The sequence below is a fragment of the Variovorax ureilyticus genome (genome assembly GCF_050632185.1).
In the GTDB taxonomy this organism is placed as follows: domain Bacteria; phylum Pseudomonadota; class Gammaproteobacteria; order Burkholderiales; family Burkholderiaceae_C; genus Variovorax; species Variovorax ureilyticus_A.
Genome location: NZ_CP192579.1, coordinates 4,300,717 through 4,321,495 on the forward strand (window position 1 = coordinate 4,300,717; position 20,779 = coordinate 4,321,495).

Annotated in this window: 16 protein-coding genes and 1 pseudogene; 11 read left to right on the forward strand and 6 right to left on the reverse strand. The window is 67.9% G+C overall.

Annotated features, from left to right (window positions below):
- Nucleotides 1-182: 182 nt before the first annotated feature.
- Nucleotides 183-2,060: a DNA helicase RecQ gene (gene recQ / locus ACQ858_RS21330; protein ID WP_431274522.1), complete on the forward strand. Its 1,878-nt coding sequence runs from the start codon at nt 183-185 to the stop codon at nt 2,058-2,060.
- Here recQ and ACQ858_RS21335 read toward each other — a convergent pair.
- Together ACQ858_RS21335 and ACQ858_RS21340 are read right to left on the reverse strand one after the other, a co-directional pair.
- Nucleotides 2,057-3,607 (reverse strand): S41 family peptidase, encoded by a 1,551-nt coding sequence (locus ACQ858_RS21335; RefSeq protein ID WP_431274523.1) that lies wholly within the window; start codon nt 3,605-3,607, stop codon nt 2,057-2,059. The two genes, recQ and ACQ858_RS21335, sit on opposite strands and share 4 nt — an antisense overlap.
- 58 nt (nt 3,608-3,665) lie before the next feature.
- Nucleotides 3,666-5,987 carry an ATP-binding protein gene (locus tag ACQ858_RS21340; RefSeq protein WP_431274524.1) on the reverse strand — a complete coding sequence of 774 codons (2,322 nt, stop codon included), beginning with the start codon at nt 5,985-5,987 and terminating at the stop codon, nt 3,666-3,668.
- Nucleotides 5,988-6,108: 121 nt separating this feature from the next.
- On the opposite strand from ACQ858_RS21340, the gene ACQ858_RS21345 reads away from it, so the two are divergent.
- From ACQ858_RS21345 to ACQ858_RS21355, 3 genes are all read left to right on the forward strand, one after another.
- Entirely contained in the window at nt 6,109-7,308 is a 1,200-nt protein-coding gene (locus tag ACQ858_RS21345; RefSeq protein WP_431274525.1) for a threonine ammonia-lyase, read from the forward strand.
- A gap of 79 nt (nt 7,309-7,387) precedes the next feature.
- A complete protein-coding gene (locus ACQ858_RS21350) occupies nt 7,388-7,540 on the forward strand; it encodes a hypothetical protein (RefSeq protein ID WP_431274526.1) in 153 nt (50 codons plus the stop codon).
- 201 nt (nt 7,541-7,741) lie between these two features.
- Entirely contained in the window at nt 7,742-9,589 is a 1,848-nt protein-coding gene (locus ACQ858_RS21355; protein WP_431274527.1) for a phosphoenolpyruvate carboxykinase (GTP), read from the forward strand.
- Nucleotides 9,590-9,670: 81 nt separating this feature from the next.
- Here the strand turns inward: ACQ858_RS21355 and ACQ858_RS21360 are convergent, their stop codons facing one another.
- On the reverse strand, nt 9,671-9,895 hold the full coding sequence (locus ACQ858_RS21360; RefSeq protein ID WP_431274528.1) for a hypothetical protein: 225 nt from the start codon (nt 9,893-9,895) through the stop codon (nt 9,671-9,673).
- 314 nt (nt 9,896-10,209) lie between these two features.
- On the opposite strand from ACQ858_RS21360, the gene ACQ858_RS21365 reads away from it, so the two are divergent.
- Entirely contained in the window at nt 10,210-11,190 is a 981-nt protein-coding gene (locus ACQ858_RS21365) for a LysR family transcriptional regulator (RefSeq protein WP_431274529.1), read from the forward strand.
- On the opposite strand, the gene ACQ858_RS21370 is transcribed toward ACQ858_RS21365, so the two are convergent.
- The gene (locus ACQ858_RS21370; protein ID WP_431274530.1) at nt 11,187-11,357 is read right to left on the reverse strand and encodes a hypothetical protein; all 171 of its coding nucleotides are present in this window, start codon (nt 11,355-11,357) and stop codon (nt 11,187-11,189) included. The two genes, ACQ858_RS21365 and ACQ858_RS21370, sit on opposite strands and share 4 nt — an antisense overlap.
- Nucleotides 11,358-11,476: 119 nt before the next feature.
- Between ACQ858_RS21370 and ACQ858_RS21375 the strand changes: the two genes are divergently transcribed.
- On the forward strand, nt 11,477-12,301 hold the full coding sequence (locus ACQ858_RS21375) for a metallophosphoesterase (RefSeq protein WP_431274531.1): 825 nt from the start codon (nt 11,477-11,479) through the stop codon (nt 12,299-12,301).
- 7 nt (nt 12,302-12,308) lie between these two features.
- On the opposite strand, the pseudogene norR reads toward ACQ858_RS21375, so the two are convergent.
- Nucleotides 12,309-13,881 (reverse strand): annotated as a pseudogene (gene norR / locus ACQ858_RS21380) (nitric oxide reductase transcriptional regulator NorR).
- A gap of 159 nt (nt 13,882-14,040) precedes the next feature.
- On the opposite strand from norR, the gene hmpA reads away from it, so the two are divergent.
- Complete coding sequence (gene hmpA / locus ACQ858_RS21385; RefSeq protein ID WP_431274532.1) at nt 14,041-15,228, forward strand: NO-inducible flavohemoprotein; 1,188 nt, start codon at nt 14,041-14,043, stop codon at nt 15,226-15,228.
- A 21-nt stretch (nt 15,229-15,249) separates the two neighbouring features.
- Here hmpA and ACQ858_RS21390 read toward each other — a convergent pair whose 3' ends face one another.
- Nucleotides 15,250-16,791 (reverse strand): alkaline phosphatase D family protein, encoded by a 1,542-nt coding sequence (locus ACQ858_RS21390; protein ID WP_431274533.1) that lies wholly within the window; start codon nt 16,789-16,791, stop codon nt 15,250-15,252.
- A gap of 38 nt (nt 16,792-16,829) precedes the next feature.
- Here ACQ858_RS21390 and ACQ858_RS21395 point away from each other — a divergent pair, with 38 nt between their 5' ends.
- From ACQ858_RS21395 to ACQ858_RS21410, 4 genes are all read left to right on the forward strand, one after another.
- Nucleotides 16,830-18,059 carry a nucleoside recognition domain-containing protein gene (locus ACQ858_RS21395; RefSeq protein WP_431274534.1) on the forward strand — a complete coding sequence of 410 codons (1,230 nt, stop codon included), beginning with the start codon at nt 16,830-16,832 and terminating at the stop codon, nt 18,057-18,059.
- Between the two features lie 91 nt (nt 18,060-18,150).
- Nucleotides 18,151-19,608, forward strand: a complete 1,458-nt coding sequence (locus ACQ858_RS21400; RefSeq protein WP_431274535.1) for an amidase — start codon at nt 18,151-18,153, stop codon at nt 19,606-19,608.
- 190 nt (nt 19,609-19,798) lie between these two features.
- On the forward strand, nt 19,799-20,242 hold the full coding sequence (locus tag ACQ858_RS21405) for a flavin reductase family protein (protein ID WP_431276917.1): 444 nt from the start codon (nt 19,799-19,801) through the stop codon (nt 20,240-20,242).
- Nucleotides 20,239-20,745 carry a BON domain-containing protein gene (locus ACQ858_RS21410; protein WP_431274536.1) on the forward strand — a complete coding sequence of 169 codons (507 nt, stop codon included), beginning with the start codon at nt 20,239-20,241 and terminating at the stop codon, nt 20,743-20,745. Before ACQ858_RS21405 ends, ACQ858_RS21410 begins: the two co-directional genes overlap by 4 nt.
- Nucleotides 20,746-20,779 lie beyond the last annotated feature (34 nt).

Below are 20,779 nucleotides of genomic sequence, written 5' to 3' on the forward strand. Positions count from 1 at the left end.
GCACCGAAAGTTGTCTAGACAGGATTTTCGCAACGAATTGCTTCCGACGTCGCAAGCCTCATGCCATTGATTCGGGCCACGCGGCGTTCGCGACGCTTCGGACACAATGGCGATCGCGCGCACGGGAGGTGCGCGTGCGCTCGCGGTCCTCCCCGGCGCACAACCAAAGAATCCCCGCCACCGTGTCCGCCCAGCTCACACCATCCCCCGCCGCCGCGCCCGAACGAATCCTCCACGACGTCTTCGGCTACGCGCAGTTCCGCGGCCCCCAGCAGGGGATCGTCGATCACGTGACCGCCGGCGGCGATGCGCTGGTGCTGATGCCCACGGGCGGCGGCAAGTCGCTGTGCTACCAGATCCCGGCGATCGCGCGGCATCGCGCCGGCAAGGGCGTGACGGTGGTGGTGTCGCCGCTGATCGCGCTGATGCACGACCAGGTCGGCGCACTGCACGAAGCGGGCGTGAGCGCAGCCTTCCTCAACTCCACCCTGGATTGGGAAGAGACGCAGGAGGTCGAGCGCCGCATGTTGCGCGGAGAGATCACCCTGCTCTACGCAGCCCCCGAGCGCGTGACAACGCCGCGCTTCCTTTCGCAGCTCGACTCGCTCAACGAGCGCGGCAAACTGTCGCTGTTCGCGATCGACGAGGCGCATTGCGTGAGCCAGTGGGGCCACGACTTCCGCCCGGAATACCGCGCACTCACCGTGCTGCACGAACGCTATGCCGGCGTGCCGCGGATCGCGCTGACCGCCACCGCCGATGCGCTCACGCGCGCCGACATCGTGGAGCGGCTGCAACTCGAGGAGGCACGCCAGTTCGTCTCCAGCTTCGACCGGCCGAACATCCGCTACACCATCGTCGAGAAGAAGGACGCGACCACGCAGCTCCTGCGCTTCATCGAGCGCGAGCATGAAGGCGATGCCGGCGTCGTCTACTGCCAGTCGCGCAAGCGCGTCGAAGACCTGGCGCAGTCGCTGTGCGACGCGGGCCTCAACGCCCTGCCCTATCACGCGGGCCTCGACGCCGCGGTGCGGCAGAAGAACCAGGACCGCTTCCTGCGCGAGGAAGGCATCGTGATGGTCGCGACCATCGCCTTCGGCATGGGCATCGACAAGCCCGACGTGCGCTTCGTCGCGCACCTGGACATGCCCAAGAACATCGAGGGCTACTACCAGGAGACCGGCCGCGCCGGCCGCGACGGCGCCCCGGCCGACGCCTGGATGGCCTATGGCCTGCAGGACGTGGTGAACCAGCGCCGCATGATCGACGAAAGCCCCGCGGGCGAGGAGTTCAAGCAGGTCATGCGCGGCAAGCTCGATGCGCTGCTCTCGCTCGCGGAGGCCAGCGATTGCCGGCGCGTGCGGCTGCTCGGCTACTTCGGCGAGAAGAGCGTGCCCTGCGGGAATTGCGACAACTGCATCAACCCGCCGCAGGTCTGGGATGGCACCGATGCGGCGCGCAAGCTGCTCTCCACCATCTACCGCGTGCAGCAGCACAGCGGCATCAGCTTCGGCGCGGGCCACATCATGGACATCCTGCGCGGCAAGACGACCGAGAAGGTCACGCAGTACGGCCACGAGCGCATCAGCACCTTCGGCATCGGCAGCGAGTTCACCGAGCCGCAGTTGCGCGGCGTGCTGCGGCAGTTGATCGCGACCGGCGCGCTGTCAGTCGACGCGCAGGCCTACAACACGCTGCAGCTCACCGAGGGCTCGCGCGCGGTGCTGCGCGGCGAGACGCAGGTGATGCTGCGCGAATCGGTCTCGCAGCCCGCGGAGCGCAGGAAGCGCGAGAAGACGTCGCGCGGCGTGCCTTCACCGGCCGCCGCGACCCTCGATGCGGCCGGCCAGGCGCGCTTCGCCGCGCTCAAGGCCTGGCGCGGCGAGGTCGCGCGCGAGCACAACCTGCCGGCCTACGTGATCTTCCACGACGCCACGCTCGCAGCCATCGCGGAACGCTCGCCCGCGACGCTCGACGATCTGCAAGGCATCAGCGGCATCGGTGCGAAGAAGCTCGAGGCTTACGGCGCGGACGTGCTGCGCGTCTGCGCATCGTTCTAGCCAGGGCTGCCCGCCGGCGGCGACACGAGCCGGATTTCGCGCACCGGTGACCGCACCAGATACGGCGTTCCACCCGCTTCCGCCTTGCTTCGCGCCACCTCGGCCTTGCTCGCCCCGGCTGCGGGGCAGGCGCCCGAGCTTTGCAGCGCCAATGCAGCGGCAAGCCGCGACTCTGCTGGATCGCCCAGCGCGTGATCGAAGTCGTCCGCCACCGCGCAGGTCGGCGCAAAGCCATCGCCATAGTCGCCGAAGCCCTGCTGGTTCACGCCCTGGAACTGGATCGCGAAATAGGTCGTGCCGCAGTTGTCCTGCGGGAAGAAGCCGTAGGGCTTGCCGCAGGTCGCGCCGCCGACGAGGTTCACCGTGACGCCGACGCCGCGCAGGCTGTTGACCACCGATTCGCTCGCGGAGCAGGTGTCGGGCCCGGTCAGCACGGTCACGCGCGAGAGGCCGAGCTTCGGCAGCGCCGGGCCCGCCGGCACCGAGTAGCCGCGCGACGTCGAATAGAAAGGCATCGTCGCCTGGGCAGGCGTCACGTGGAAAGGATTCTTGCGGTTGAACTGCATGCGCTCGAAAACGGTGCCGTTGGTCGCCGCGTCCGGCGCGACCATGTAGGCCAGTTCGCTCGCCACGTCGAGCAGGCCGCCGCCGTTGTAGCGCATGTCGATCACGAGATCGGCGATGCCGGCACCCTTGAGCTGGTTGACCGCGCCGACGAGCTGCGACTCGGCCGTCGCGAGGTGCTCGTTGAAGAGCAGGTAACCGACTGTTCCGCCGGCGGTTGCGATGGTCTTCACGTTCTGCACCGGCGTGCGCGTAATGCTCGTCGCGGTGAGGCTGACGGCACGTTCGCTGCCGTCGGGCGAGCGCAGCGTGAAGCTGTGCGACTCGCCCGCCGTGGCCGGGTTGAGGGCCGCATTGAGGCCGGCCACGTCCGTTCCCGCCGCCACGTCGATGCCGTCGATCGCGATGAGCTTCGTGCCGCGAACGATGCCCTGCTGCGCCGCCGGCGAACCGGGCTCCAGGTAGGCCACGCGCACGTCGCGCGGCGGCGCCGCGCTGAGGAACGCGAGTTCGAAACCGTAGCCGATGTCAGTGCCATTCTGCGCCAGCGCACGATAGCTCGCGGTATCGGCAGTGAAGTGAAAGCGATCCCTGGGCCGCCCGCTCGCGCTCAGCGCGGGCGTCTTGAGAACATTGAAGTAGTCGATCGGTGTCACGTAGTTCGCAGCGACCAGGTTCGTCGGCACTTCGTCGAACCACAGGTAGGTCTCGTCGATCCAGCCGCGGACCCAGGCCTTCTCGGTATCGACCGAGCCCGGCCGATCGGGGAAGGCTGCGCCGGTGTCGGGGTCGACGCCGTTGCGCGGCGCCGCGCACTGGCCCGCGACGAGCGACGACGGCACCACGGCGTCACCCGTGGCCGGCGCCGTCGCCAGCGGCAATGCAATGCCGCCTCCCCCACCACCGCCGCATGCGCCGAGCACCGCAAGCACGGTCAACGTCATGACGCGACGCACCGCGCCCAGCATGCGGACTCCGCTCATCGATGAATCTCCCTCGCGCACCGAAAACCGCGCGCGAATGGTGGTGGACGTGACGGCCTCAGTGAATGAAGCCGATGCCGCGCGATTCTCGCACCTCGGGTTTGATGCGATGTTCGGCGTCGAGCTGGTCGAGGAACTCGGCCGGCGAGAACTCGGCCGCGAGGATGTCCACCTGGCGCTTCACCGCCGCGAAGTCGCCGGGGCACAACTGCGGCAGCCTGGCGAGCCGGCTGCGGATCTCGTCCGTCATCTTCGATGCATCGCCGTCGAGCGCCTCGGCGACGAACATGCGCTCGCGCTGCAGGGCGGTGAGCGGCATGAACTTGATCTTGAAGGTGAAGCGCCGCAGCGCCGCCTGGTCGAGCCGGTCGAGCAGGTTGGTGGTGCACACGAAGATGCCGTCGAAGCGCTCCATGCCCTGCAGCATCTCGTTGACCTCGGTCACTTCGTAGGTGCGCTGCGCGCCGCGGCGGTCCTGCAGGAAGCTGTCGGCCTCGTCGAGCAGCAGGACGGCCTTCTCCGCCTCGGCCTCCTTGAACATCGCGGCCATGTTCTGCTCGGTCTCGCCAACGTACTTGCTCATGAGGTCGCTCGCCTGCTTGATGATCAGCGGCCGGCCGATGGCCTTGGCGATGTGCTCGGCGAGCGCGGTCTTGCCCGTGCCGGGTGCGCCGTAGAAGCACATCGTTCCGTGGCCGCGCACCTTGAGCGCCTCGACGATGCGCGGGATCTCGAAGCGCGTCTCGACGTTGAGCATCTCGAGGTCGTAGGTGGTCACGCTGCGGCGCATGCCCAGGCCATCGACATTGCCGAGCGCGAGGTCGGCATTCTTCAGCTGGCGCTCGATGAGCCGCTCCATCGAGCGGCCGTCGCTGCTCGCGAGTTCGGCGAAACGGACCGCCGTGCGGATCTGCGCGGGCGTCAGGCCCTTGCGTGCCGCGAGCTTGGCGGTGAATTCGTCCGACACCAAAACGCCTTCGAGCGTCTTGCGCACCAGCTGCTCGCGCGCCCCCGGCGGCGGCGACTTCAGTTCGAGGTGGTACGCGAAGCGGCGGCGGAAGGCCGGATCGATCTGCTCGATGCGATTGGTGACCCACAGCGTCGGCACCGCATTCGACTCGAGGATCTGGTTGACCCACGCCTTGCCGCTCACGCTGCCGCTGGCGGGCGAAGGCACCTGCTCGGCGCGCGCCATGATCTGCGCGGCCTCGGTGCTGATCGGTGGGAACACGTCTTCGACTTCGTCGAACAGCAGCGCTGCCTGCTCGCTGCCCTTGAGGAACACCTGCGCGATCTGAAGCGAGCGATAGCGGTCGCGGCCCGACAGCGAATTGCCGTCGCGGTCGGCGTATTCGACTTCGAAGAGCTCCAGCCCCGCAGCCTGCGCCACCACCTTCGCGAGCTCGGTCTTGCCGGTCCCCGGCGGCCCGTAGAGCAGCACGTTGACGCCCGGCTCCTTGCGTGCCACCGCCGCGCGCAGCAGCGTGACGAGCATCTGCGCGTCTTCCTCGACGAAAGAGAAATCGTGAACCGCCAATGCGCTCTTGGCGGACGGGCGCGTGAACACCGCCATCAGCTCGTTGCGGTCGCGGTACTCGCGCATCAGCACCGGCGGCAGCTTCTCGCTCACCTTCATGAGGTCCGCGAGGTCGGTGATGTTGTGCTCGGAGATCAGGTTCTCGACCAGCCCGATGCGCTCCAGCCGCGAACCGGCGCGCAGCGCCTCGCCGACCTCGCTCGCATTGACGCCGGCCACCTCCGCGATCGCGGCATAGGCTTCGGGCGCGTTGTTGACCTTGAACTCCACCAGCAGCGAGCGCAGGTCGCGCTGGTAGCGCGCGAGCGTGCCGTACAGCAGCAGGGCGCGTTCGGCCTTGTTGAGTTGCAGCAGGCCCGCGAGCGCATCGATGTTCTTCTCGACCAGCGTCGACTGCTTGCGCAGCGCATGCGTGAGCCAGTCACGGGTGACGGAGAGAACCGACAGCAGGTCCTTCGGCTGGTCCTTGGCGTACTCGTCGAGGTAGAAGAACAGCGTGCCTTCTTCGTAGGGGCCACGCCACACGCCGTGCCGCTCCAGGAGCGTGCGGCCGTCGTATTCCTCCACGCCCCGCCAGGCGTCATTGCCCAGGCAGCGCCGCGCCAGGAATTCGCGCAGCCGCTGCAGCACCGGCAGCGGCCACACGAGATGGCGCCCGGTCAGCGACAGGAGCCCGTTGAGGTCGCGGCGGATGTTGAAGCGCGGCCCCTGCTTGGCGGCCAGCGTGAGCACGAAGTGCGAGCACATGAGCTCGAGCACCGGCGCTTCCTTGAGTCCGGGCGAAGGCAATGCATGGCCGCGGGAAGCCGCAGTCATGACATCGACGCCGGAACGCTTGACCATCGGGAACACCCTCCAGGGGACAAACTGAATCTGGGAGCGACCATAGCGCAGACTTTTGGCTTCGGGAAGCCTGACGACGGGTAAAAATCCCGAAGTTGCAAATCCATCCACAATGCCCGCCATGGTCGAGATCCAAGACATCGAACTGGCCGCACGGCGCCTGCAGGGGCAAATCCTGGAAACCCCCTGCGTCGAATCGCGCACGCTGTCGGAAATCGTGGGTGCCCAGGTCTTCCTCAAGTTCGAGAACCTGCAGTTCTCTGCTTCATTCAAGGAACGCGGCGCCTGTAACAAACTCGTCGATCTCGCCAAGGCCGGCACACGCGGCGTGATCGCGATGTCGGCGGGCAACCATGCCCAGGGCGTGGCCTATCACGCGCAGCGCCTGGGCCTGCGGGCGCTGATCGTCATGCCGCGCTTCACGCCCGGCGTGAAGATCGAGCGCACGCGCGGCTTCGGCGCCCAGGTCGTGCTGCACGGCGACACGCTCGAGGGCGCACGCGCCCACGCGCTCGAACTGGCAGAGCGCGAAGGCCTGACCTTCGTGCATCCGTATGACGACCCGCTCATCATCGCGGGACAGGGAACGATCGCGCTCGAGATGCTCGACGCGGTGCCCGACCTCGACACGCTGGTCATCTCGGTCGGCGGCGGAGGCCTGATCGCCGGCATGGCCGTGGCGGCCCGGGCGCGCAAGCCGGACATCGAAATCATCGGCGTTCAGACGACGCGCTTTCCGGCGATGGTGAACGCGGTCAAGGGAACGTCCTATGCCCAGGGCACCAGCACGATCGCCGAGGGGATCGCGGTCGGCACGCCGGGCGTGCTGACGCGAGAAATCATCGCGAGGCTGGTCGACGACCTCCTGCTGGTCGACGAGGGCGACATCGAGCAGGCGGTGCTGATGCTGCTCGAAATCGAGAAGACGCTGGTCGAAGGTGCGGGCGCGGCGGGGCTCGCGGCGCTGATCCGGCATCCGGAGCGGTTCAAGGGCAAGCGGGTCGGGCTGGTGCTTTCGGGCGGAAACATCGATCCGCTGCTCTTGGCGGCGATCATCGAGCGCGGCATGGTCCGGGCCGGCCGGCTGGCGCGGATTCGCGTGAGCGCGCGCGACGTCCCGGGCTCACTGGCCCATATCACGGCCACTGTGGCGCAAGCGGGCGCTAACATCGATGAGGTGCACCACCAGCGCGCCTTCACCCTGCAGACGGCGCAGAACGTGGATGTCGAGCTGGTGCTGCAGACCCGGGGGCGGGAACATCTCTCGAGCGTGCTCGATGCGCTCCGGGCCGCCGGATTCGAGGCCGACGAGCAGCACTGAGGGTCTGGGAACCCCCTAGACGCCTTATTGCAACCCGGTCGGTAAAATAGCGGGAGTCCCGAGTACCCGAGGAAGAACGATGTCCCATCCCACCCCCGTTGAACCTGGTCATGCGGCCGCCGTCGAAAAAGACCCGGTCGAATCGGTCGTCCATCTCATGCCCCTGGTGTTGCCGATCGCCGGCGGCGTCCTGATGCTGCTTCTGGCATCCATCGCCATCTTCGTGGCCTGATCTTTTCCGCGCGGGGCACATCGTCGTCGCCTCGCGCTCAAAAAAGCAAGAGGCCGACAGACGGCCCCGATTGAAGCGCGCATAACCGGCTGGTTGCGACCCGGCTTCTCTCCATAGACTGAAACGTTTTCTCCGATGGATCTCGCCGCCGAGAGGCTGAGTCCCCTTTGAAAAGACGATTTTTCAACTTAGGAGATTTTGATGAACGCACCGCTGAAGGGTCTCGCCATGCAGGCGCCCTCCTATGTCAAGAACGCAAAACTGATCGCCTGGGTGGCCGAAATGGCCGCGCTGTGCAAGCCCGCCGCGGTCCACTGGTGCGACGGCAGCACCAAGGAATACGACCGCCTCTGCCAGCAGATGGTCGACGCCGGCACCCTCAAGCGGCTCAACCCGGCCAAGCGCCCCAACTCCTATCTCGCGAGTTCCGACGCGAGCGACGTCGCCCGCGTCGAGGACCGCACCTTCATCTGCTCGGCCAGGAAGGAAGACGCCGGCCCGACCAACAACTGGATGGCCCCGGCTGAAATGCGCGCGACGCTCCAGCCGCTGTTCGACGGCTGCATGAAGGGCCGCACGATGTACGTGGTGCCTTTCAGCATGGGTCCGCTGGGCTCGCCGATCGCGCACATCGGCATCGAGTTGTCCGACAGCCCCTACGTGGCGGTCAACATGAAGATCATGACCCGCATGGGCAAGGCCGTGTACGACGTGCTCGGCGACGACGGCGAATTCGTGCCGTGCGTCCACACCGTCGGCGCACCGCTCGAAGCCGGCCAGAAGGATGTCGCCTGGCCCTGCAACAAGACGAAGTACATCGTCCACTACCCCGAAACGCGCGAAATCTGGAGCTACGGCTCGGGCTACGGCGGCAACGCACTGCTGGGCAAGAAGTGCTTCGCGCTGCGCATCGCCTCCAACATGGGCCGCGACGAAGGGTGGCTCGCCGAGCACATGCTGATCCTCGGCGTGACCAACCCCGCGGGCAAGAAGCACCATGTCGCGGCCGCTTTCCCGAGCGCCTGCGGCAAGACCAACTTCGCCATGCTGATCCCGCCGGCCGGCTTCGACGGCTGGAAGGTCACGACCATCGGCGACGACATCGCCTGGATCAAGCCGGGCGCCGACGGCAGGCTCTACGCGATCAACCCCGAAGCGGGCTACTTCGGCGTCGCCCCCGGCACCAACCTGCAGACCAACCCGAACTGCATGGCCAGCCTGGACCGTGACGTCATCTTCACCAACGTGGCGCTGACCGACGACGGCGACGTCTGGTGGGAAGGCATGGGCGAGCCGCCGGCCCATGCGATCGACTGGCAGGGCAAGGACTGGACACCCGCGATCGCCAGGGAAACCGGCGCCAAGGCCGCACACCCGAACGCCCGCTTCACGGTCGCCGCGACCAACAACCCGGCCCTCGACGAAGCCTGGGACGACCCGAAGGGTGTCGCCATCGACGCCTTCATCTTCGGCGGCCGCCGCTCCACCACCGTGCCGCTGGTGACCGAGGCCCGCGACTGGGTCGAAGGCGTGTACATGGCCGCGACGATGGGCTCCGAGACCACCGCCGCCGCCGCCGGCCAGCAAGGCGTGGTGCGCCGCGATCCGTTCGCGATGCTGCCGTTCGCCGGCTACAACATGAGCGACTACTTCCAGCACTGGCTGGACCTCGGCAAGAAGCTCGCTGCTTCCGGTGCGAAGCTGCCGAAGATCTACACCACCAACTGGTTCCGCAAGGGCGCCGACGGCAAGTTCGTCTGGCCCGGCTACGGCGAGAACATGCGCGTGCTGAAGTGGATGATCGACCGGATCGAAGGCAAGGCCCAGGGCGCCGAGCACGTTTTCGGCGTCAGCCCGCGCTACGAGGATCTCAACTGGACCGGCCTGAACTTCAGCGCCGAGCAGTTCGACACCGTGACGAGCATCGACAAGGCTGCCTGGCAGGCTGAGCTGAAGCTGCATGCCGAGCTGTTCCAGCAGCTGGCGCACCATCTGCCGAAGGAACTGCCGGCCACCAAGGCCGCGATCGAGCAGCGCCTCGCTGCCTGAGGTTCGCCCGGGCCAGCAAAAAGCCGCCCGAGGGCGGCTTTTTATTGGGCCCGCCGTTACGCGGGCAACCGGCGATCCGGTTCAGCGCTTGTCGGCGGCCAGGACCGCCTCGTGGCGGGTCGCGATCACCTGCAGATCGCGCAGGATGCGCGGATCGAACTTGGCATACGCCAGGAATTGCTCGTCGGCGCGGTCGGCCGCACGGCGGCGGGCGCTGTTACGCGCAGCAACGATGATGCGGCTGGCCAGCGACCGAGCGGTACCGGCGAACAGCGAGATCGCGACGAAGGCCACGCCCCACAGCACGGCCCAGACGACCAGCAGGCCCCCTCTTCCGTGGAGGACATGAGGCGGTCGGCTGCAACCAGCAGCGACGAAACGATGGCGGCGAGCAGCAGCGCGGCCAAGCCGCGAGCGCCGTCGAAACTGCGGCGTGCCTGCTCGACCACAGCCTCGGCGCGAGCAACGCCGGGATGGGTGGCAGGAATGTCTACGTGTACGAAGCTTGTCATGATGGTTTCCTCCAAGTGGACGAAGGTCCAGGAACGATGCTGTGATATTAGGGGTAACCCTAGTGTTTTTCTAATTTATCTTCTTGATGTTTACCATTCACAACGCTGATGGACGTCAACTTCCGCACACTGGACCTGAACCTGCTCCGCGTCTTCGACGAGGTGATGGCGGAGCGCAACCTCACGCGGGCCGCGCGAAACCTGGCGATCACGCAACCCGCGGTGAGCAATGCCCTGCGGCGTTTGCGCGACGTGCTGGGCGACGAACTCGTCCGTCGCTCGGGCGCGGGTGTCGAGCCCACGCCACGCGCGCTGGCGCTGTGGCCCGCGGTGCGCGACGCGCTGCGGCAACTGCAGCACACGCTGGCGCCCGGGGCGTTCGATGCCGGCATCGCGGACACCACCTTCCTGCTTGCCATGGCCGACGCCACCGCTGCGGAACTCATGCCAGGCCTGGTCGAGATCGTCGAGAACGAGGCGCGCGCCGTATCGTTGCGGGTCCTGCCTCTGACCACGCGTGATCCGCGGCGCATGCTGGAGAACGAGGAGGTGGACATCGCGATCGGCTACTTCCCCGCCGTGATCGCCAGCCTTGCCGCGCGCGGCCAGTCGGGCGTCGGAACCCCCTTCGAGACCCTGCGGCTCTACGTCGGGGAGTACGTCTGCGTGATGCGGAAAGACCATCCGCTGGCGTCGGCGCCGCTCACGCTCGACAGCTACTGCGAAGCACGGCACCTGCTGGTGAGTTTCTCGGGCCGGCCTTACGGCTTCATCGATCAGACGCTCGGCGCGCTCGGCCGCGAGCGGCGCATCGTGGTCACGGTCAACCAGTTCTTCACCGCCGGCCGGATCGTTGCCAATTCGGACCTGCTCACGGTGATGCCCCGCCACTTCGTGCGCGTGACCGGCATCCAGGACCAGTTGGTCCTGCGCGACCTGCCCTTCGAGCAGCCGCCGGTACATGTCGATGCGCTCTGGCACCGGCGCGCGCAGCATGGGCACGCGCATGAATGGCTGCGTCAGGCCCTGTTGCGGTCCGCCGCCGCGGCCTTCGCGGGGACGGCGCCGCTGCCCGGCAACCCCGTTTAGCGAATGACGCTCAGCCAGGCGCTGGCGGCTGCGCGCAGTTCCTGCGCATGATGGGCGTCCGTGCCGGCGCGGCCGTCGGCGGCTTCCATCAGCGTGGTGGCCAGGTTGGCATTCGCCGGGCCGGAGGAACGGAAGAAACGTGCCACGTGGGCAAGCAAGGTAAACATGACGCTGCGCGATGACGCGCTCTGAGAATGACGATGCCCCATAGATTAAGGGTTTTCCCTAGTTGTTCAAGCGCCAATCTATGCGTTTCACGCATGGCGGCCTCACCTAGACTGCATCCATGAAGCTCCAGCTCCTTTCCGACCTTCACATCGAAGTCCACCCGAAGCTCGAAATCGCCCCGGCACCGGATGCCGATCTGCTGGTGCTCGCGGGTGACATCGGCTCCTACCAGCCGGGCTCGAGGCTGCTGGAAGGCGATTTCGGCCTCACCCGGTTCTCGCCGCGTCATGGCTGGCCGGTGCCGGTGATCTACGTGCCGGGCAATCACGAATACGACGCCGCCGATTTCGACGAGGTCCACAGCCGGCTGCGCGAACTCTGCGATGCGCTGGACATCGGCTGGCTCGAACGCGAGACCCGCGTCATCGATGGCGTGCGCTTCATCGGCACCACGCTCTGGGCCGACTTCGACGCCCTCGTCGAGCCGGCGGACACGATGACCGAAGCGCTGACGAAGCGCGGCAAGGCGATGCGCGCGGCCAACTTCTACCTGGAGAAAGCGGCGACGGTCCGCCACGGCGAGATCTTTCTCGCCGAACCATTGAGAGAGCACTCACTGACGTGCCAGGCCTGGCTACGTCACGCGCTGGCCCAGGACTTCGACGGCACGACGGTCGCGATCACCCATTTCGCGCCGACGCTCGCGAGCGCCGATCCGCGCTACGGCCTGACGCCGGGCACCGCCGGCTTCTGCAACAAGCTCGATGAGTTGCTGCCCCGCGCCGACCTCTGGCTGCACGGGCACCTGCACTGCCAGTTCGACTATGTGAAGGACGGCTGCCGCGTGGTCGCGAATCCGCTCGGCTACATGGTCAAGGGCGAGCAGGAGAATTTCCGGCCGGACCTCGTCATCGAGGTGCCGCCCCCACGCGCGAAAGGCTGAAGCCTCCTCACCGCCCCTTGTCGATCGACAGGTCCAGCCGCTTGGCGAGGCGCGCGAGATTGCCGCGGTCGATCCCGAGCGACCGGGCCGCCGCCGCCGAGGTTGTGGTCATGGCGGGCCAGGGCCGAGGTAACGAGCTTGCGCTTGAATTCGTCCACCGCCTCGCTCATCCGCCCGGTCGCGGGCGGCTCGGACGCCTCGGCCTCCCGGGCCTCGGCAAGCTCCGCAGGCGGCCGGACCTGCGGCAGATCGAGATCCTCCGCCACCAGACTCAGGATGCGCGGACGACGCGGCTGCCGGCCCAGCGCCTTCAGAACGCTGCGACCCAGCAGGTGCTCCAGCTCGCGAACATTGCCCGGCCAGTCGTAGCCGAGCAAGGCCGCCTGCGCGCTCGCGTCCAGCCGCAGGCCGCCGAGTCCGAGGCGCGACCGGTTCTCCTCGAGGAAGAAGCCCGCCAGCAGCAGCACGTCGCGCCCGCGTTCGCGCAGCGGCGGCACCTGGAGCGGATAGGCGCTGAGGCGGTGGTAGAAATCCGCGCGCAACCGCCCCGCGCGCACCTCTTCGGCGAGATTGCGGTTCGTCGCCGCGATCAGCCGCACGTCCACCCGGTGCTCGCGATCGGAGCCCAGCCGCTGCAATTGCCCGCTCTGCAGAACGCGCAGCAGCTTGGCCTGCACCGGCATGGCGAGTTCGCCGACCTCGTCGAGAAACAGCGTGCCGCCATCGGCCAGCTCGAATTTGCCGGGCCGCTCGCCCACCGCGCCGGTGAACGCGCCGCGCACATGGCCGAAGAGTTCGCTCTCGACCAGCGTGTCGGGCAAGGCCGCGCAGTTGAGGCTGACCATCGGCCGTCCCGCGCGCTTCGAAGCCGCGTGCAGCGCCTCGGCGACCAGTTCCTTGCCGACGCCGGTTTCGCCCTGGATCAGCACCGTCAGGTCGCTGCCCGCCACCAGCCCGATCTCGCTCTGCAGCTGCCGCATCGGCGCGCTGCGGCCGACCAGTGTGCGGGTGCGTGGCGCCGCCGCGAGGCGATAGCCTTCCGCGCGAAGGCTTTCCTGCACGACCCGGGATTCGAGGCGCTCGATGTGCCCCGCCACGCTGACGGTCGCCGCCGCAAGACTGGCGAAGGACTGCAGCGCATCCAGCGCCACGCGCGAGAAGCGCTCCGGCGACAGCGCATCGAGCGTCAGCAGGCCCCAGGGCGCTTCGCCCTGGCGGATCACGCAGCCCATGCAGTCGTGCACCGGCAGATGGCCTGCGTGGCCTTCCACCAGTCCGTCGTAGGGATCGGGCAAGGGGCTGTCGGCGGGAAAGCGCAGCGGCCCCGGCGCCTCGAGCAGCGCCGCGAAGCGCGGATGCTCATCCACGCGGAAGCGGCGGCCGAGCGTGTCCGCGCTCAACCCGTCGACCGCGAGCGGCACCAGCCAGCCTTGATCGAGGCGCAGCAGCGCCGCGGCATCGCACGGCATGAGGACACGCAGCGCCTCCAGCAGCCGGCGATAGCGCTCGGCACCGGGCAGTTCGCGCGCAATGTCGGCAACCAGCGGGATGATGGCCTGGAGCAGCGGCTGGGAATTCATGTCAATCGGATACGAAAGATGTCAAAACGACAGCATCCTATCGAAGTCAAAAAGACATCCGATCGCGCAAGTCATTGATTCGCAAGGAGCGCCCGGCTGGAACGGCACTTGCATTTTGACGGGCACCGCATCTCATCTCACTCCAAGGACCTGGTTCCCATGCTCACGACGCAACAGAAAGCCATCATCACCGCCACCGTGCCCCTGCTCGAAACCGGCGGCGAGGCCCTCACGACCCACTTCTACAAGATCATGCTGGGCGAATACCCGCAGGTGCGTCCGCTCTTCAACCAGGCGCACCAGACGAGCGGCGATCAGCCGCGCGCGTTGGCCAACAGCGTCCTCATGTATGCACGGAACATCGACCGGCTCGAGGCGCTCGGCGACCTCGCGGGGCAGATCGTCAACAAGCATGTGGCACTGCAGGTGCAGCCAGAGCACTACCCGATCGTCGGCGCCTGCCTGCTGCGCGCGATCCGCGAAGTGCTCGGCGCCGAGATCGCGACCGACGAGGTCATCGCCGCCTGGGCCGCCGCCTACCAGCAACTGGCCGACATCCTGATCGGCGCGGAGAAGTCCGCCTACGACGCCAACGAGAAGGCGCCCGGCGGCTGGCGCGGCGCACGCGACTTCAAGGTCATCCGCCGCGAAGTCGAGAGCGACGAGATCACCTCGTTCTATCTCGCGCCGGTCGACGGCCAGCCGGTGGTCGACTTCCAGCCCGGCCAGTACATCGGCCTGCGCCTCGTGGTGAACGGCCAGGAGGTGCGCCGCAACTACTCGCTGTCGGCCGCGCCGAACGGCAAGACTTACCGCATCAGCGTGAAGCGCGAGAACGGCGGGGTGGCGTCGAACCATCTGCACGACCATGTGCAGGAAGGCGCCACGGTCGAGCTGTTCCCGCCGGCGGGCGCTTTCACCCTCACGCAAAGCGAGCGCCCGCTGGTGCTGATCAGCGGCGGCGTCGGCATCACGCCGACGCTCGCGATGCTCGAAGCGGCGCTGAAGACCCCGCGCCCGGTGCACTTCATCCACTGCGCGCGCACGCGCGGCGCGCATGCGTTCCGCCGCACCATCGATGCGCTGGCGCACAAGCACCCGCAGCTCAAGCGCTTCTACTGCTACGAGGAAGCCCCGACCGACCAGGCCGAGGCGCCGCACGCCGTGGGCCGCATCGACGCGGAGAAGCTCGCGGAATGGCTGCCGGGCGACAAGCGCTCGGTTGAGGCCTACTTCCTCGGGCCGAAGCCGTTCATGCGGCAGGTCAAGCGCGCGCTGCACGCGATCGGCGTGCCGGACCAGCAGGCACGCTACGAGTTCTTCGGGCCGGCTTCGGCGCTGGAGTAAGCCCGATTCGCGGCCGGCGGTTCACGCGGCCTGCACGCCCGCGCGGCCGGCCTCCACGACATAGGTGGCCTGCGTCGTGAAGCTGGCGCGTTCCTGCACCGGATGCGGCGTCGCGCGGAGTTCGCAGTGCATGCGCTCGGGCGTGAGTTCGATCAGCGCGTAACCGCGCTCGTCGCCGCGCGCATGCTTCACGTCGGGGTTGTCGCGGCGCATGCGGTCCATCGAGGCGCGGCTCGCGCCGCGTGACGTGACCGAGCCGCCGACGAACTCGCTCGCGACCACCGGCGAGCCCCGATCGTTCGGCCGCACCCGCAGATCGGCGGCGACATGCCGGTGCACGTCGCCGCCGAGCACCACGAGATCGCGCACACCGGCGCTGGCCGCGCCCTGCAGAAAGCGGCGCCGCGCCTCGGGGTAGCCGTCCCAGCCGTCGGTCCAGACCTTGCGGCCCTCGGGCGTGTCGAAGCCGGCCGCGCTCATCTGCGTCGATTGGCCGATGAGCTTCCATTGCCGGGTCGAGCCGGCGAGGCCCCGGTCGATCCAGTGCTCCTGGTCCACGCCGAGCATCGTGCGCTTCGGATCGCCCAGCTCCGCGCATTCCACCAGCGTGCGGCCGGCGTCGCGCTCCGGATCGGGGCAGGCGTGGTGACTGCGGAACTGCCGGCAATCGAGCGTCCACAGCTCGGCGAGCCGGCCCCAGGCATAGCGGTCGTGGATGCGCATCGCGGCGCCCTGCGGCGCCAGCGCGAGCGGCATGTGCTCGAAGTAGGCCTGGTAGGCCGCCGCGCGGCGGCGCAGGAAGCGCGCGGGGTCGGTGTAGGCGGGATCGCGGTCGTCCGCGTAGTCGTTGACGACTTCATGGTCGTCCCAGGTCAGGATCCAGGGATGCGCGGCGTGCGCGGCCTGCAGGTCGGCATCGCCCTTGTAGAGCGCATGGCGGCCGCGGTAGTCGTCCAGCGTGTGGGGCGTGCGTGTGCCGTGCTGGCGGATCGCGTAGCTCGGGTTGCTGCCTTCGTAGATGTAGTCGCCGACGAACAGCACGACATCGAGGTCGCGCCCGGCGATCTCGCGGTGCGCGGCGAAGTAGCCCTGCTCGTAATGCTGGCACGAGGCCAGCGCGAACCGCAGGCGGCGCACGTCCGAGCCCGCGGCCGGCGCGGTGCGCGTGTGGCCGACCGCGCTCACGGCGCTGCCGCAGGTGAAGCGATACCAGTAGTCGCGCTGCGGCGCCAGGCCCTGCGCGATCACGTGCACGCTGTGCGCGCGCGATGCGTCGGTCACGGTCTTGCCGCGCGCGACCGGTCTGCGCAGCTGCGCATCGGCAAAGATCTCATGCTTCACGGTGAGCGCGCCGTGGCCGAGCGCATCGTCCGCATCCGACGGCACGAGCCGCGTCCACAGCACCACGCTCTCCGGCCGCGGCTGCCCGCTCGCCACGCCGAGCGCGAACGGATTCGCTATCCAGCGCGGCGCGTCCTGCGCTCGCGCACGCAACGGCGCGGCCATGCTTCCGAGCGCCATCCACATCGCGGCGCGATGAAGCTCCCTTCGAGTGATGTTCATGGCCGCGATTGTCGGGCCCGCGCCCCTATGATCGACGCGTGCTCAACGGCTTGTGGCTCGGATTTTTCCTGACGGCGGCGGTGGCCGCGCTCGGCCGCTGGCTGATCGGCGGCGACGCCACCGTCTTCGCCGCACTCGTCGAGAGCCTGTTCGCCATGGCCCGGCTGTCGGTCGAGGTGATGGTGCTGCTCTTCGGCACGCTCACGCTGTGGCTGGGCTTCCTGCGCATCGCCGAAGCGGCCGGCATCGTGGACCTGCTCGCGCGGCTGCTCGGTCCGCTCTTTCGCCGGCTGATGCCGGACGTGCCCCCGGGCCATCCGGCCCTCGGGCTCATCACGCTGAACTTCGCGGCGAATGCGCTCGGCCTCGACAACGCGGCCACGCCGATCGGCCTCAAGGCCATGCGCGAGCTGCAGACGCTCAACCCGAGCACGACGACCGCGAGCAATGCGCAGATCCTGTTCCTGGTGCTCAACGCTTCGTCGCTCACGCTGCTGCCGGTCACGATCTTCATGTACCGCGCGCAGCAGGGCGCGGCGGACCCGACGCTGGTCTTCCTGCCGATCCTGCTGGCGACCGGCGCGTCGACGCTGGTGGGCCTCGTCTCGGTCGCGTTCATGCAGCGGCTCAGGCTGTGGGACCCGGTCGTGCTCGCCTACCTTCTTCCGGGCGCGCTGCTGCTCGGTGGCTTCATGGCCCTGCTCGCCACGCTGTCATCGGCCGCGCTCGCGTCGCTTTCATCGCTGCTCGGCAACCTCACGCTGTTCGGGTTGATCGTCATCTTCCTGCTGGCCGGCGCGGTGCGGCGCGTGAAGGTGTACGAGTGCTTCGTCGAAGGCGCGAAGGAAGGCTTCGACGTCGCGAAGAACCTGCTGCCGTACCTGGTCGCGATGCTGTGCGCGATCGGCGCGCTGCGCGCCTCGGGCGCGCTCGACATGGCGCTCGAAGGCATCCGCTGGCTCGTCGCGCGCATGGGGTGGGACACGCGCTTCGTCGATGCGCTGCCGACCGCGCTGGTCAAGCCCTTCTCGGGCAGCGCGGCGCGCGCGATGCTCATCGAGACCATGAAGACCCACGGCGTGGACAGCTTCGCCGCGCGCGTCGCAGCGATCATCCAGGGCAGCACCGAGACCACGTTCTACGTGCTCGCCGTGTACTTCGGCGCGGTGGGCATCCAGCGCGCGCGGCATGCGGTGGGCTGCGCGTTGCTGGCCGAGCTCGCGGGTGTCTTCGCAGCGATTGCCGTGGGCTACTGGTTCTTCGGATAGAAGCTGCTGCTTCCCCTCGCAAGAATGATCAGGCGCAACGATCGGATGCCGGCCACGATGGCGCCTCTCTCGAACCCGAATAGGAGCAAGGATGAACTTCAGAACGACGGTCGATTCAGCCGCTGCTTTGCGATCACGTGAGATCTCGGCGACAGAACTTCTGAACGAGGCCATTGCGCGCATCGAGCGGTACGACGACACGCTCAACGCGGTCGTAGTGCGCGACTTCGAGCGCGCCAGGGTTGCCGCTGCGGCTGCGGACACGGCGCTTGCACGCGGCGAACGCCGTCCGCTTCTTGGCGTGCCGATGACCGTGAAGGAATCCTTCAGCGTGGCGGGGTTGCCGAAAACGCATGGCATTCCCGGCACCGGGAAGATCGCGTGCGAACAAGATGCCGTTGCCGTGCAACGCCTCAAGGACGCGGGCGCAGTGATTCTCGGAAAGACGAATGTCCCGACCTCGCTGGCCGACTGGCAAACCTACAACGCCGACTATGGCGTCACGCGCAACCCGTGGGACCTCGCCCGCACGCCCGGCGGATCATCCGGTGGCTCGGCGGCGGCACTCGCAGCGGGCTATGTCCCGCTCGAACTCGGCAGTGACTTCAACGGTTCCCTGCGCGTTCCGGCGCATTGCTGCGGCGTCTACGCGCACAAGCCCAGCCAGGGCCTTGTGCCGCTGCGCGGATCGGCTCCACCGGGCGTCCCCATGCTGTCGGTAAGCCCCGACGTGGATCTGGCCGTGGCGGGGCCGATGGCGCGCAGTGCCGCTGATCTCGCATTGGCGCTGGATGTGATCGCGGGACCTGACGAAGCCCAGGCGGTCGCCTATCGACTCGCGCTGCCTCCCTCGCGCCATGCACGGCTGGCCGACTTCAAGGTCCTGGTGCTGGAAGACCATCCGATGCTGGCAGTTTCGAGCGAGGTACGCATCGCGATGCAGGACTTCACGGCCAGGCTGGCCCGCACCGGCTGCAAGCTCGCATCGCAAAGTCCCTTGCTGCCCGACCTGGCGCTTGTCACGCGGACATTCGATCCTTTGTTCCTGTCCTTTCTGGGCGCGAACATGCCTTTCGGCGACTACCGAGCGCTTCAGGATCTGGCGGCAGGCATACCCGCCAACGTCGATGGCCAGGAAGCCGCTGAATTGCGCAGCCTGGTGCTGAGCCATCGCGACTGGATCGGCGCCGACCGCGTCCGCACACGCATCGTCCATCAGTGGCGAATGTTCTTTTCGGAATGGGATCTGGTGATTTGCCCCGTGTTGCCCACACCCGCCTTCGCGCACGACCATACGGAGATGCGCTCGCGGCGGATCGACATCGATGGCAAGCCGATTCCCTATGCACAGCAAGCGGTCTGGGTGCGCCTGGCCACGCTGGCCGGTCTGCCCGCCACCGCGCTACCCATCGGCTTTGGAAAGAGCGGCCTCCCGATCGGGGTCCAGGCCATCGGCCCCTACCTGGAAGATCGGATGACCATCGCCTTTGCCGAACTCGCCGAGCGCGAATTCGGCGGATTCGTGCCACCTCCGGCCTTCGCCGGTTGATGGTCAATCACGCGATGGATGCGGGCGGCGTCCGTCATGCGGCATTCCCCCGCCGCCACGCCAAGGTGCGCGGACGCGTTTCCGCAGGATCGGCCAGAATAGCCCTCCACTTTCCCGCTGCCCCGTGACCGCTCCCGCCCAGGCGAAACCGCCTACTTTTTCGACCGACGAATTCCGCGCATCGCTTGGCATGTTCGCCACCGGCGTGACCATCGTCACCGCGCGTTCCGCCAGCGGTGCGCTCATCGGGCTCACCGCGAACTCATTCAATTCGGTGTCGCTCGAGCCGCCGCTGGTGCTGTGGAGCCTCGCGCGCAGCGCGGCCTCGATGGCGGCGTTCAGCGCGGGGTCGCATTACGCGATCAACATCCTCTCGGCCAGCCAGAAGGAGCTGGCGGAGCGCTTCGCGTCGAAGAACGTGGACCGCTGGGCGCAGGTCGCCTACACCGAGGGCGTCGGCGGCGCTCCGCTGCTCGAGGGCGCGGCAGCCTGCTTCGAGTGCTTCAACCGCAGCCGCTACGACGAAGGCGACCACGTGATCTTCGTCGGCGAAGTCGAGCGCTGCACCCACACCCCCGGCGCTTCGCCATTGCTCTTCCACGGCGGACGCTTCTACACCGAACATCCGCTTTGAAGCCCCGCGCGCGCGCCCACTGTCTGGTCGCGGCGGCGCTCGCGGGCGCAGGCATGCAGGGGGCCCACGGCGCGGACGAGACGCGGACCAACTTCTTCGACGACCCCTTCTTCCAGGTGTCGTCCGGTCTCCCGGGCTGCCCGGCGCCGCTCGGGCCGCTCTACACCCAGGCCGAGATCCGTTCGCAGATGCACGCCCGTCTCGAGCGCGGCACGAGCTGCTGGCTCGAAGGCCGCTGCAAGGACAGCAACGCCTACCGCTACGACAAGACCATCGCCCCGCAGGTGCGCCAGGCGCTCGAGAGCGTGCCGGGGCTGCGGCGCGGCAGCGTCTGGGTGATGGTGCAGCGCCGCTGGATCTACCTGCAGGGCTGCGTGCCCGACAAGCGGCTGCGCGAGCGGCTCGAAAAGACCGCGCGCAAGGTGCCCGACGTGGAGAACGTGGTGAACGACCTCACGATCGGCACGCGCAGCAGGCCGGACTATCCGCTCGCGTCCCCCTGAATCCCGCCGCGCCCGACAACGAACAAGAAGAGAC